This is a genomic window from Streptomyces sp. SBT349 (genome assembly GCF_001083795.1).
Taxonomy (GTDB): domain Bacteria; phylum Actinomycetota; class Actinomycetes; order Streptomycetales; family Streptomycetaceae; genus Streptomyces.
Genome location: NZ_LAVK01000222.1, coordinates 1 through 12,706 on the forward strand (window position 1 = coordinate 1; position 12,706 = coordinate 12,706).

11 protein-coding genes are annotated in these 12,706 nt (G+C 74.9%); 5 read left to right on the top strand and 6 right to left on the bottom strand.

Going from position 1 to position 12,706, the window contains the following annotated elements:
* Positions 1 to 74: 74 nt before the first annotated feature.
* Positions 75 to 1,157 carry an Ldh family oxidoreductase gene (locus ADY01_RS23790; RefSeq protein ID WP_049577410.1) on the bottom strand — a complete coding sequence of 361 codons (1,083 nt, stop codon included), beginning with the start codon at positions 1,155 to 1,157 and terminating at the stop codon, positions 75 to 77.
* Positions 1,158 to 1,295: 138 nt separating this feature from the next.
* On the opposite strand from ADY01_RS23790, the gene ADY01_RS39275 reads away from it, so the two are divergent.
* The gene (locus ADY01_RS39275) at positions 1,296 to 2,108 is read left to right on the top strand and encodes an IclR family transcriptional regulator (RefSeq protein ID WP_049577413.1); all 813 of its coding nucleotides are present in this window, start codon (positions 1,296 to 1,298) and stop codon (positions 2,106 to 2,108) included.
* Here the strand turns inward: ADY01_RS39275 and ADY01_RS23800 are convergent.
* Positions 2,096 to 3,397, bottom strand: a complete 1,302-nt coding sequence (locus ADY01_RS23800; RefSeq protein WP_234320376.1) for an MFS transporter — start codon at positions 3,395 to 3,397, stop codon at positions 2,096 to 2,098. The genes ADY01_RS39275 and ADY01_RS23800 overlap by 13 nt on opposite strands.
* A gap of 145 nt (positions 3,398 to 3,542) precedes the next feature.
* Between ADY01_RS23800 and ADY01_RS23805 the strand changes: the two genes are divergently transcribed.
* Positions 3,543 to 4,118: a TerD family protein gene (locus ADY01_RS23805; RefSeq protein ID WP_049577418.1), complete on the top strand. Its 576-nt coding sequence runs from the start codon at positions 3,543 to 3,545 to the stop codon at positions 4,116 to 4,118.
* 102 nt (positions 4,119 to 4,220) lie between these two features.
* Here ADY01_RS23805 and ADY01_RS23810 read toward each other — a convergent pair whose 3' ends face one another.
* Positions 4,221 to 5,324: a Gfo/Idh/MocA family protein gene (locus ADY01_RS23810; protein ID WP_049577422.1), complete on the bottom strand. Its 1,104-nt coding sequence runs from the start codon at positions 5,322 to 5,324 to the stop codon at positions 4,221 to 4,223.
* A gap of 137 nt (positions 5,325 to 5,461) precedes the next feature.
* Here ADY01_RS23810 and ADY01_RS23815 point away from each other — a divergent pair, with 137 nt between their 5' ends.
* Together ADY01_RS23815 and ADY01_RS23820 are read left to right on the top strand one after the other, a co-directional pair.
* Positions 5,462 to 6,463 (top strand): acetamidase/formamidase family protein, encoded by a 1,002-nt coding sequence (locus ADY01_RS23815; protein WP_199826294.1) that lies wholly within the window; start codon positions 5,462 to 5,464, stop codon positions 6,461 to 6,463.
* Positions 6,464 to 6,557: 94 nt separating this feature from the next.
* Positions 6,558 to 8,003: an ATP-binding protein gene (locus tag ADY01_RS23820; protein ID WP_049577424.1), complete on the top strand. Its 1,446-nt coding sequence runs from the start codon at positions 6,558 to 6,560 to the stop codon at positions 8,001 to 8,003.
* Between the two features lie 33 nt (positions 8,004 to 8,036).
* Here the strand turns inward: ADY01_RS23820 and ADY01_RS23825 are convergent, their stop codons facing one another.
* The 3 genes from ADY01_RS23825 to ADY01_RS23835 form a co-directional block, all read right to left on the bottom strand.
* Positions 8,037 to 8,804 carry a sulfite exporter TauE/SafE family protein gene (locus ADY01_RS23825; protein WP_049577427.1) on the bottom strand — a complete coding sequence of 256 codons (768 nt, stop codon included), beginning with the start codon at positions 8,802 to 8,804 and terminating at the stop codon, positions 8,037 to 8,039.
* Positions 8,805 to 8,947: 143 nt separating this feature from the next.
* Positions 8,948 to 9,805: a DNA-formamidopyrimidine glycosylase family protein gene (locus ADY01_RS23830; protein ID WP_049577430.1), complete on the bottom strand. Its 858-nt coding sequence runs from the start codon at positions 9,803 to 9,805 to the stop codon at positions 8,948 to 8,950.
* Positions 9,806 to 9,935: 130 nt separating this feature from the next.
* Complete coding sequence (locus tag ADY01_RS23835; protein WP_078900547.1) at positions 9,936 to 11,150, bottom strand: CapA family protein; 1,215 nt, start codon at positions 11,148 to 11,150, stop codon at positions 9,936 to 9,938.
* Between the two features lie 128 nt (positions 11,151 to 11,278).
* On the opposite strand from ADY01_RS23835, the gene ADY01_RS23840 reads away from it, so the two are divergent.
* Complete coding sequence (locus ADY01_RS23840) at positions 11,279 to 12,454, top strand: MalY/PatB family protein (protein WP_049577436.1); 1,176 nt, start codon at positions 11,279 to 11,281, stop codon at positions 12,452 to 12,454.
* Positions 12,455 to 12,706 lie beyond the last annotated feature (252 nt).

The following is a 12,706-nucleotide window of genomic DNA, read 5'->3' on the forward strand; positions in this document are numbered from 1 at the left end:
CGCGGATGCCGCGCCGGGCGTGGCGGCCGTGGCGGCGCTCGGGTGCGGGTGGTCGTGGGCCATCGCTGCCTCCTTCAGGGGCGTCGTCGTCCCCCCGGCGCCTGTGTCGGGCCCGGCGCGCCCCCCGGCGCGCCCCCCGGTCCGTCGCGCAGGCGCAGCAGCTCGCTCCAGGTCCCCGCGGGGAGCGGGATGCCGTGGGCGAGGCGCTCGGCGCGGGTGCGTTCCTCGGGCTCGCCGGGGACCAGGACCTCGTGGTGGCCCTCGGCGAGCGGGGTGCGGGTCAGCTCGGCGCAGAAGCTCTCGGTCTCGGTGCGGAAGGTGGCCAGCGGCACGAAGGCGTCGATGCGGACGCCGATCATGACCGTGCCGAAACGGCCCTCGTAGCCGGGCAGGCTGGAGATCCCGGCGTGGCTCAGCAGGCCGCCGACGATCTCGATGACGACGCTCAGCCCGTAGCCCTTGTGGCCGCCGAACGGGAGCAGCGCGCCGCCGCGGTAGAAGTCGCCGGGGTCGGTGGAGGCCGCCCCGGCGGCGTCGAGGAGCAGTCCGGGCTCCACGGCCCGTCCGCCGGCGCGGGCGACGCCGAGCTTGCCCTCGGCGACCGCGGCGGTGGCCCAGTCCATGACGACGGGCCCCCTGCCCTCGGCGCGCGGCAGTGCCCACGCCATGGGGTTGGTGCCCATGCGCCGCTCCCGGCCGCCGTAGGGGGCGACCGTGGGGTCGGCGTTGGAGAGGGCGACCGCGACCAGGCCGCGTTCGGCGAGGAGCGAGGCGTACTCGCCCAGCCTGCCGACGTGGTTGCAGTCCCGGACCGTGACGACGCCGACGGCGAACTCCTCGCAGAGCGAGGCGAGTTCGTCGGCGGCGCGGCGGGCGGCCAGCTGGCCGAAGGCGCGGCGGCCGTCGATGACGGCCGTGGCGCCGTGGCGGGAGCGGACGGCCGCGGTGGCGGCCGGGTCGATCACGCCGCTCGCGACGGCGGCGAGGTAGCCGGGGAGGCGGCGCACGCCGTGCGAGCCGTGGCCCACCAGGTCGGCCTCGACCAACGAGGCGGCGATGCCGTCCGCGCGGGCCCCCGGCACGCCCGCCGAGGCGAGCAGGGCGGCGGCGAGCTCGGTGAGTTCGGCCGGGTCGGTGAGCCGTTCTGGGTCCGTCACGCCTGCTCTCGCATTCCGTGGGGTGGAATACCGTTCCGCATTCGTGCCGACGATGGTGCCACAGCCGCCCGCGACTGTGAACCCGGTCACAGCGGATTTTCCGCCGGGCCCCGGCAACGGCCCGCCTAGACTGACGGCATGACCAGCCCGGAGGCGCGGCGGACGGCCGCCGACAAGACGCTCGACGTTCTGGAGGCGCTGGCCGAACACCACAGCATCGCGGGCCTGTCCGAGGCGACGAGGCTGCCGAAGCCGACCGTGCACCGCATCCTGCGGACCCTCGTGGAGCGCGGCTTCGCCCGGCAGACCGACCACGGCAGTTACGCGAGCGGCCCCCGCATCCTCACGCTCATCGGCCGCCACCAGCGGGGCGCCGACCTGTCGGACCGGGTGCGGCCCGCGCTGGAGGAGTTGCAGAAACGGACGAACTGGACGGTGCACTTCGCCCTGCTCGCCGGGCACGAGGCCGTCTACGCGGCCAAGCTGGAGGGCGACCGGCCCTACCATCTGGCGTCCCGGGTGGGGATGAGCCTTCCCCTGCACTCCACCTCCGTCGGCAAGTCGATGCTCGCCTGCCTGCCGGAGGACACCGTCCGCGCGCTCCTCACGCGGGCGGGCATGCCGGCGCGCACGGCGCGCACGCACACCACCCCGCGCGCGCTGTTCGCCGAGTTGGAGGCGGTCAGGCGGCGCGGCTGGGCGGAGGACGACGAGGAGAACGAGGAGGGCGTCATCGCGGTCGGCGCCCCCGTGTTCGACCATGTCGGCCAGGTGATCGGCGGGATCAGCGCGGCGGCCCTGAACCACCCCGCGGACACCGACGCGATGGCCGCCTGCGGCCGGGCCGTCGCCGCCACCGCCAGGAACGTCTCGCTGACGCTCGGCGCGCCCCTGCACCGCAGCGACCTGACGGGAGCCGCGGATCCGACGGGGCGAGGTCAGACCGAGTAGCGGCGGAAGTCCCGCCCCGCGGCGGCGATTCCGAGCATGGCGACCACCACGAGGAGCCCGCCCGCGGTGACGGCCACGCGCGCGCCGGCCAGCGAGCCCGCCGTGCCGTGCAGCAGGTCGGCCAGGCGCGGGCCCCCGGCCACCACGACCGTGAACACGCCCTGGATGCGCCCCCGCATGTCGTCGGTGACCGCGGACTGGAGGATCGCCGCGCGGAAGACCATCGACACCATGTCCGCGACCCCCGCGACGGCGAGGAAGACCGCGGCCCACCACAGGCTGCCGCTCAGCCCGAACGCGGCGATCGCGAGACCCCAGGTCACCACCGCGGCGATGACCATCAGGCCGTGGCGGCGCGCCCGGGAGAAGGTGCCGGACATCAGCCCGCCCAGGACGGCCCCCACGGGGATCGCCGCGAACAGCAGGCCCAGCGCGAACCCCTCGCCCCACGGCGCGTAGGTCGTGGACGCGAGCTGCGGGAACAGCGCGCGGGGCATGCCGAAGACCATGGCGATCACGTCGGCGAGGAACGAGAACAGCAGGATGTGGCGGGTCGCGATGTACCGGAACCCGGCCATGATCTCGCCCCACCCGGCGCGCCGAGCGCCCGCCCCGTCGAGCGGCGGGAGCGGGGGCAGCAGCCACACCGCCCACAGGGCGGCCAGGAGCACGATGGCGTCGACCAGGTACAGCACCGGCAGGCCGACCACGGGTATCAGCGCCCCGGCGAGCAGCGGCCCGACGATCAGGCCGGTCTGCGTGACGGTGGACTGGAGCGCGTTGGCCGCGGGCAGTTCCCCGGCCGGGACCAGCCGGGCGAGGGAGGCCGTGCGGGCCGGGGAGTTCATGCCGAAGAAACCCTGCTGCACCGCGAGCAGCACCATCAGCAGCGCGGTCGAGTCGAGACCGGCGAAGGACTGGGCCCAGAACAGCAGGGAGGTGACGGCGATGCCCGCGTTGGTGACCAGCATCAGCGTGCGCCGGTCCACGCTGTCGGCGACCGCGCCGCCCCACAGGGCGAAGAAGATCAGCGGCGCCAGGCCCGCGAAGCTCGCGTAGCCGACCCAGGCCGAGGAGCCGGTGATGTCGTAGATCTGCTTGGGCACGGCCACGGCGGTGAGCTGGCTGCCCACGGTGGTGACGATGGTGGAGGCCCACAGGCGCCGGAACGGGAGGTGTCGCAGCGGCGTGGTGTCCATCATCCACCGGCGCCACACGGCTCGTTCGCGCTCCCCGGGTCCGCCGCGCGCGTCCTCGGGGTCGTCGCCGCGCTCCCGCGTGCTCGTCACCGGCCGCCGCCTTCCCCCGTTGTCGCGCCCCATCGCGGCTCATTCACCGGGCGGCCCCTCCCAAGTCCGCGGCGTGGCGTAGATTTTTGGTCCTGTTCTGCCGGGCGCCGCGCAAGGCCGGTGCCGAAAGTTTCAAGGAGACCTCATGGCCGTATCTCTGTCCAAGGGCGGAAACGTCTCGCTCACCAAGGAGGCGCCGGGGCTGACCGCCGTCTCGGTCGGGCTCGGCTGGGACGTCCGCGTCACCACCGGCACCGACTTCGACCTGGACGCCAGCGCCATCGCCGTGAACACGAGCGGCCGGGTGTACTCGGACAGCCACTTCATCTTCTTCAACAACAAGCAGTCCCCCGACGGGACGATCGTCCACGCCGGCGACAACCGCACCGGCGAGGGCCAGGGCGACGACGAGGTGATCCAGGTCAACCTGGCGGGCCTCCCGGCCGACGTGGACAAGATCGTCTTCCCGGTCTCGATCTACGACGCGGAGACCCGCAGCCAGAACTTCGGCCAGGTGCGCAACGCCTACATCCGCATCCTCAACCAGGCGGGCGGCGCGGAGATCGCGCGGTACGACCTGAGCGAGGACGCGGCGACGGAGACCGCCATGGTCTTCGGCGAGCTGTACCGCAACGGCGCCGAGTGGAAGTTCCGCGCGGTGGGCCAGGGTTACGCCACGGGCCTGGCCGGGATCGCGCACGACTTCGGCGTCAGCATCTGAGCGTTCGCGCGCCGTGCACCGCGCCCGCGCGCCCCCCGGGTCCCTCGGGTGGGCGCGGGCGCGTCTCGTTCGGCCGGGGGCGGCTGGTCCGGGAGGCGTCGGTCAGCCCTCCGCCCACGCCTCGCGGGCGGTTGTCACCGGGTCGCCGGTGCGGGCGGCCTCCAGGATGGCCAGGCTGATCAGGTGGTCCTGGCAGGCGGACGCCAGGGGGTAGGGCTCGGGGCCCTCGTCCCTGACCCAGGCGCCCATCCGGCACAGCAGGTCCACCACGGCGAGGTCGTCCTCGGAGAAGGCGGCGCCCAGGTAGGCGTTGCGCCAGACCACCCGGCCCTCGAAGCCGATGTGGTGCAGCTCGCGGCCCTCCAGGTTGAGGTCGGTGCCGGTCTGCCGCCTGACCAGGCTCGACTCGACGGGCGTGCGCGGGTCGGCCATCCGCACCACCGTGTCGTCGTTGATCTCGCCGAGCGAGCCGCGCGCGACCATGCGGCGGGCGCGGAGCGGGTTCCACCACTGGTTGTCCGTGAAGTCGTACAGGCCCGTCCGGCCGCCGAAGTCCAGCAGGGCGATCACCGTCGAGGCGTCCTTCGGCGTCAGGTCGCCCGTCCAGCCGTCCTTGGACAGCGGGTCGGCCAGCGGGGCGGTGAACGAGCGCGCGGTGACCGTGGCGGGTTCGAAGGTGATGCCGAGCATGTGCCGGATCAGCGAGACCGCGTGGTAGAGGTGCGTCGAGGAGAGTTGCAGCGAGGTGACCTCGCCGATGACGCCCTCGCGCAGCAGGGCGAGGCGGGCCGCGTGCCCCGGCATCAGCGGGTACTGCTCGGCCACTTGCACCAGCCCGCTACCGCCGACCTCCGCCCAGAGCCACCGCAGCCCCTCCAGGTCGGCGGCCGGGGGCGTCTCCGCCAGCACCGGCACGCCGAGCCGCACCAGGTCGCGCGTCGCGTGCGCGGTCGCCGACCAGGGAACGGAGGGGATGGCGAACTCCGGCCTCCCGCCCGGCGCGTCGACCAGCTCCCCGGCCGTGCGGAACGCGGGAACGCCCCAGGCCGACTCGACCTCGGCGCCGCGCTCCGCCGTCCTGGTCACGACCCCGGTCACCGCCAGCCGTTCGGGCAGGGCCCGCGCCAGCCGCACGAAGAACTCCGACCGCCACCCACTGCCGATCAGGCCGAACCGCACCGGCCCCGCTATCGCGTTGTCACCCATCGTTCGCTCCTCAGCGTCACCGTCGCCGCAGCCTACCCATCGGTGGACACTTCCGTACTGGTGTCCAAAGGTGCAGGATGTCCCTGGCGCCCGGCGGCCCCTCGCGTCAGGGCGGGGGCCAGGTCCTCGCACGGAAAGTGAGCACTCCCTTGGTCGAGCACCGCCTCGATCCGGCACCCGGCACGGTGACCGACGTCTTCTCCGCCGCGCTCCCCCCGGTGCTCCGCGTCGACCCGGGTGACTCGGTCACCGTCCGTTCCCTGGACGCCTCGGGGCACCTGGAGCGCCAGCGCACCCCGGGCGAACGCCGCCCGCTGATGATCGACGACCGGCGCGGGCACTGCCTGGCCGGGCCGATCGAGGTGCGCGGCGCGCGGCCGGGCATGGCGCTCGCGGTGCGGCTGGACGCGCTGCGCCCCGACGCATGGGGCTGGACGGTGGCCGGGGGCCGGGACACCCCGCTCAACCGGCGGCTCGGCCTCGTCGGCGACGACGTGACCTGGCTGCTGTGGGAGTTGGACGCCGACCGGCTGACGGGCACCGACCAGTTCGGGCACACCGTGCGCCTCGCGCCGTTCCTCGGGGTCATCGGCATGCCGCCGCCCGAACCGGGCGAGCACTCGACGGTGCCGCCGCGCGTGCTCGGCGGCGGCAACATCGACTGCCGCGAACTGGTCGCGGGCGCCACGCTGTTCCTGCCGGTGACCGTGGACGGCGCGATGCTGTGCGTCGGCGACGGGCACGCGGCCCAGGGCGACGGGGAGGTGTCGGGGACGGCGATCGAGTGCGGGATGACGACGCGGCTGACGATCGACCTGGTGCCGGTGCCGCCGCTCGCGACGGCCCACGCGCTGACCCCCGCGGGCCGGGTGACGTTCGGCTTCGACCCCGACCTCAACGAGGCTTCCGCGCAGGCGCTGGACGCGATGGTGGACTGGATGGCCCTCGACCTCGGCCTGCCCCGGCCCGCCGCCCTGGCGCTGGCCAGCGCGACGGTGCACCTGCGGGTGACCCAGGTGGCCAACCGGACCTGGGGCGTTCACGCCCTCCTGCCCGCCGAGGCGATCACCGCGGGCACGGTCGCCGGGGGCACGGTCGCCGGGGGCACGGTCGCCGGGGGCACGGTCGCCGGGGCCTGAGGCCCCGCTCCCCGCGCCGCGCCCATGACGCCGGTTACTCGCACGCGTCTTACTATGAACGAGTTGAGTAAGCGCGAGATTAGCGAGGTGACCGATGGTGGGGTTTGTCGGGCGGGCGACGGAGCTCTCCGCACTGGAGCGGCATCTCGCCTGGGTGCGGGAGGGCCGCGGCGATCAGCGTGGCAGGGCGCTGCTGCTCAGGGGACGGCGGCGGGTCGGGAAGTCGCGGCTGGTGGACGTCTTCTGCGAACGGGCGGGGGTGCCCTCCGTGGTGCACCAGGCCACGCGGGGTGAGGAGCCCGGCCGGGAGCGCGCCCGCTTCCTGGCCGAGGTGGGGCGCTCGTCGCTGCCGGGGACGGATCTGCTGGCCGGGGTCACGGGCGTCACCTCCTGGGACACGGCCCTGCGGCAGCTGGCGGCGGTGCTGCCCGAGGAGAGCCCCGCCGTCGTCGTCCTGGACGAGCTGCCCTGGATGATCGAGGCCGACCCGGTGCTGGAGGGCACCCTCCAGACGGTGTGGGACCGGGTGCTGAGCCGCAAGCCGGTGCTGCTCGTCCTGATCGGCAGCGACCTGGCGATGATGGAGCAACTCGGCTCCTACGGCCGCCCGTTCCACCAGCGGGGCGTCGAGATGGTCCTGTCGCCGCTCTCCCCGTACGAGGTCGGGGCGATGACGGGGCTGGCGCCCGCGGAGGCGTTCGACGCCCACCTCGTCACCGGGGGGTTGCCGCTGGTCTGCCAGGAGTGGCGGGAGGGCGAGAGCCGCACCGACTTCCTGGCCCGTTCCCTCGACGACCCCACCTCGCCGCTGCTGGTGTCGGGCGAACGGGTGCTGGCGGCCGAGTTCCCCACGTCCGTGCAGGCCAGGCAGGTGCTGACGGTGATCGGCAGCGGCGAGCGGACGTTCAGCAGGATCGCCGCGGCGGCCGGTTCCGCCGGTCGGCCGCTGCCGGCGGGCTCGCTCAACCCGGCGCTGCGCACCCTGGCGGGCAAGCGACTCGTCGCGATCGACGCGCCGCTGTCGGTCAGGCCGGGCGACCGGGACCGGCGCTACCGCGTCGCCGACTCCTACCTCCGCTTCTGGCTCGCGTTCCTGGAGGGCGGGATTCCGGAGATCGAGCGCGGGCGGGGGCGCGTGGTCGCCGAGGCGGTCGAACGCGGCTGGGCCTCCTGGCGGGGGCGGGCGGTCGAGCCGGCGGTGCGGGAGGCGCTGGCCAGGCTGCTGCCCGACGAGGAGTGGCCCGAGGTGCGGGAGGTGGGCGGCTGGTGGCCCAGGACGAACAACCCCGAGGTGGACCTCGTGGGCGCGGACCGCGTGCCCGCCCGCCGCATCAGCTTCGTCGGCTCGGTCAAGTGGCACGAGCGCGACACGTTCGACCGGCGGGCCCTCGCCGCGCTGGCCCGCGACGCCCTGGCCATCCCGGGCGCCGACGGGGACACCCCGCTGATCGGCGTCTCCCGCTCCGGCTTCTCGGCGGACGGCCTCGCGGCGGCCTATGGCCCGGAGCGGCTCATGGACGCCTGGGCGCCCGGCCGCTGAGTCCCGGCCCCGGACGTCGCCCCGACGCCGCGGTCAGTTCGCCAGCAGCTGGGCGAGGGCCACGCTGCCGACCGCCACCACGGCGGTCCGCAGCACCACGGGGCTGAGACGGCGGCCGACTCCCGCGCCGATCTGGCCGCCCAGGGCCGAGCCGGCGGCGATGAGGGCGACCGCCGTCCAGTCGAAGTCGGCGACGAAGAGGAAGAAGAGCGCGGCGACGGAGTTGACCAGGGCGGCGAGGACGTTCTTGGCGGCGTTGAGACGCTGCACGGAGTCCTCGATCGCCATGCCCATCAGGGAGAGATAGATGATGCCCTGGGCCGCGGTGAAGTAGCCCCCGTAGACGCTGGCCAGCGTCAGGCCGCCGAGCAGGGCGGGGCCCCCGTCGGGGCGGGCGGACCGGCCGGTGCGGGCGCGGCGGCGGCGCATCCTCTCGTTCAGCCAGGGCTGGAGGACGACCAGGACGAGGGCCAGGGCCACCAGGACGGGCACGACCGTCTCGAACGCGGTGGCGGGCAGCGCCAGCAGCAGCGTGGCGCCCGCGAGGCCGCCGCACACCGCGCCGGCCCCCAGCTTGACCAGGCGCCGGCGCTGCCCGGCGAGCTCTCGCCGGTACCCGATGGCCCCGCTGATCGAGCCGGGTATCAGGCCGAGCGCGTTGGAGACCGTGGCGGTGACGGGTGACAGGCCCACGGCCAGCAGAACGGGGAACGTGATCAGCGTCCCGGAGCCGACGACCGTGTTGATCGCCCCGGCGCCGACGCCCGCCGCGAAGACGGCGAGCAGCTCTGCTCCGGTCACGTGGCCACTCCCCCTCGGACTCCTGTTCGGTTCGATGCCCGCCCCAGGCAGGGTACGGTGCGGCCCGAGCACGGGGGGAGGCGGGCCGGGGGTCCGGGATCCGGGTACGAACCGCCGCGGAACGGGACCGAGGGGGCGGCGGGCTAACGGCCCCCGGCCGGCCGGCGGCCACCGCCCGGCCGGGGGCCGCCGCTCGGCGCGGGCCCGCGCTGGCAACCGGGGCACCAGTAGGTGGGGCGTTCCCTGCCGGGGGTGCCGTGCGACTCGTCCGCGTGGCGGACGGGGGCGCCGCACACCAGGCACGGTCGCCCGGCGCGGCCGTAGACGTGGAGGCGCGACCCGCGTGCGCCGGGCGTGGTGGGCGTGGTGGTGGTGCGGTCGGGGCGCTCGCGGTTGGCTTCGAGCAGGCGCTTGGCGGTGGTGAGAAGGCGCTCGGGCGCGTTCAGCTCGCCGACCGGGAGCCAGGGGGTGGTGCGGGCGAGGAAGCAGAGTTCGGCCATGTACACGTTGCCGATCCCCGCGAGGTTGCGCTGGTCGAGCAGCGCGCTTCCGAGCGGGCGCGCGGGGTCGGCCAGCAGGCGGCGCAACGCCTCGTCCGGGTCCCAGTCCGCGCCGAGGAGGTCGGGCCCGAGGTGGCCGACGACGCCTTCCTCGTCGGCGGTGCGGAGGAGGTCGAGCACCTGGAGCCGGTACCCCACCGCCACGCGCTCCTCGGTGGCGAGCACGGCCCGGATCTGGTGGCCCGGACCGCCGCGCCACCGCTCCCCGGCGGCGAAGACGCGCCAGGAGCCGTCCATCCGCAGGTGCGAGTGCAGGGTCAGGCCGCCGCTCAGCCGGGCCAGCAGGTGCTTTCCGCGCGCCGCCACACCCAGCACCCGCCGCCCGCGCAGGTCGGCCGTCGCCAGCCGGGGCACCCGGAGCTCGGATCGCGTGACCGTGCCCCCGGCCAGCGCGGCGTCGAGCCGCTTGGCGGCCATCCAGACGGTGTCTCCCTCGGGCATGCCTCCCATGATGCGCCCGCGGCCGGGCGGACTCGGCCGAGGGCCCGACAGCCGAGGGCCCGGCGAGGGCCCGGCGAGGGCCCGGCGCGGCCCGGCGGGTGCTCCGGACCGCTCCGGGCCCGGTCGCGGGTCAGTGGCCCAGCACGAGGCCGTCCCGGTCGGCGCCCCGGCTCATGACCGCCCGGCTGACGGCGTCCAGCGCGTCGGCGTGCGCGGCGTCGTCGGGGCTCTCGGCGAGGGAACGCGGCAGGTTGACCACGGTGATCGGGTCGTTGTCCACGGCGTGCGGGACGAACTCGGCCTTCTCCACGTCCCAGGGCTCGCCCTCGGCGCCGGGCGGGCTGAAGGTGAACCTGGCGGCCGAGCCGAACTGGCCGCGGGGGTCGTTCATCACGCCGGCGACCTGGTCGCCCATCCCGTAGACGACCCAGGTGCCGTTGACCTTCTCGTACGGCTGCGGCACGTGCGCGTGGGTGCCCAGGATGAGGTCGATGTCGCGGCGTCCCCCGCTCCGCGAGGCGGTGAGCTCCTCGGCCAGGGAGAGCTGGAGGTCGTCGGGGGCCTCCTGCCACTCGGTGCCCCAGTGCATGCTGAGCACCACCACGTCGGCCCCGGCCCGGCGCGCGGCGCGGGCGTCAGCCACGATGCGGTCGGGGTCGATGACGTTGACCAGCCAGTCCTGGCCCTCGGGGACGGGGATGCCGTTGGTGCCGTAGGTGTAGGCGAGGTGCGCGATCGTCGCGCCGCCCGCCCTGAGCAGGACCGGCTCGTCGCGCTCCTCTGCGGTCCGGGCGGACCCGGCGTGGGCCAGACCGGCCGCCTCCATGGCCTCCAGCGTGCGGGCGACGCCCTCGACGCCGGCGTCCAGCGTGTGGTTGGAGGCGGTGGAGCAGGAGTCGTAGCCCACGTCCTTGACGGCCCCGGCGATCTCGGGCGGCGTCTGGAAGAGGGGGTAGCCGGTGAACGGGCCGCCGTCCGCGCCGTAGACGGTCTCCATGTGGCACAGCGCCAGGTCGGCGCCCTCGACCATCGGCCGGACATCCTCCAGCATGCGGCGGAAGTCGTAGCTCTGGCCGCCGCCGTCCGTGTGGGCCTGGCGGATGACGGAGTCGTGGACGAGGAGGTCTCCGGTGGCCACCAGGGTGAACGGCTCGTGCTCGCGCGCGTCGGCGGCGGGATCCTTGCCGGTCTGGGGTGCGGAGCGTCCGCCGTCCGAGGCGCAGGCGGCGAGGGCGGCCGAGGTGAGGAGCAGGGTGCAGGCGAGGGGCGCCGCGGCGCGGCGGGCGGGGGTGCGGGGGCGGGTGCGGCGGTGTTGGGACACGAGGGCTCCACGTGTGTATGACATGAAGATGGAATGAAGATCAGATAGTCATACTTATAGGGAGAAAAGGGGTGTCCCGCCGCCCCGGCCCGCCCCCTTCACCGCAACGGACCAGGGTGTCCACCCGGGAGGCCCCGCCTACCATGGGCCGCATGGACGGCATACGTGGCGACGCCCCCCAGGAACCCAACCCGCTGCGCCGGCTCACACCCGACCTGCTCCGCCGGCGCACCAGCATGAAGTGGCGGACCTACGCCCCGGATGTCCTGCCGCTGTGGGTGGCCGAGATGGACGTGCCGCTCGCCGGCCCCGTCGCCCGCGCCCTGACCCGGGCGGTGGAGATCGGCGACACCGGCTACGCCCACGGCCCCGACTACGCGGAGGCGCTGGCCAGCTTCGCCCGGGAGCGCTGGGGCTGGGAGGCGGACCCGGCGCGCGCCGCGCTGGTGCCGGACGTGATGCTCGGCGTCGTGGAGGTGCTGAAGCTGGTGACCGGCCCCGGCGACGCCGTGGTGGTCAACCCGCCGGTGTACCCGCCGTTCTTCCTGTTCGTCCGGCACATGGACCGGCGGATCGTGGAGGCACCGCTCGACGACGAGCACCGCGTCGACCTCGCCGTGCTGGAGGACGCCTTCCGGAGCGCCACGGCGGGCGGGCGGCGCGCGGCGTATCTGCTGTGCAGCCCGCACAACCCCACCGGCACCGTGCACACCGCCGAGGAGCTGGCAGCCGTCGCCGCGCTGGCGGAGCGGTACGGCGTGCGGGTGATCGCGGACGAGATCCACGCGCCGCTGGTCTCCCCCGGCGTGCGCTTCACCCCGTATCTGAGCGTGCCGGGCGCCGGGCGCGGCTTCTCGCTGATGTCGGCGTCCAAGGGGTGGAACCTGGCGGGCGCCAAGGCCGCGCTCGCCCTCGCCGGGCCCGACGCGGCGGCCGAACTGGCCGCCCTGCCCGAGGAGGTGGCCCACGGGATGAGCCACCTCGGGTTCATCGCGCACACCGCGGCCTTCGCCGAGGCCGGGCCCTGGCTGGACGCGCTGCTGGCCGGGCTCGCGGAGAACGCCGCGCTCCTGGCCGACCTGCTGGGTGAGCGGCTGCCCGGCGTGCGGTACCGGCCGGGCGAGGCCACCTTCTTCGCCTGGCTCGACTGCCGGGCGCTGGGCCTCGGCGAGGATCCGGCCGCGCGCTTCCTTCAGCGGGGCCGGGTCGCGGTCAACCCGGGCCCCGACTTCTCCACCGGCGGCGCCGGACATGTGCGGTTCAACCTGGCCACCTCCCCCGAGCTGGTCGCCGAGGGGGTCCGGAGGATGGCCACGGCGCTCGGCTGAGCGGCCCGCGGGGGCGGCCGGTCGGCATCAACAACGCGTTAACGTTGCCGACTTCCGGCAGTGCTGTGCGCGCCCCCTCCCTGGCACTATTCCTTTCACCAGCGGGGAAGCGGCGCAGGGGGGTGACCGCAGGGGGACGGTTTCCCGGTCTCGGCAGCACCGAGGGGGACAGCGGCGCCTCGGTGTGCGGATCCGATGGGGGGCTTCCCGGCCGATGCGGGGGCAACGGCCGAGGGGCCCACGGGGTGAAAG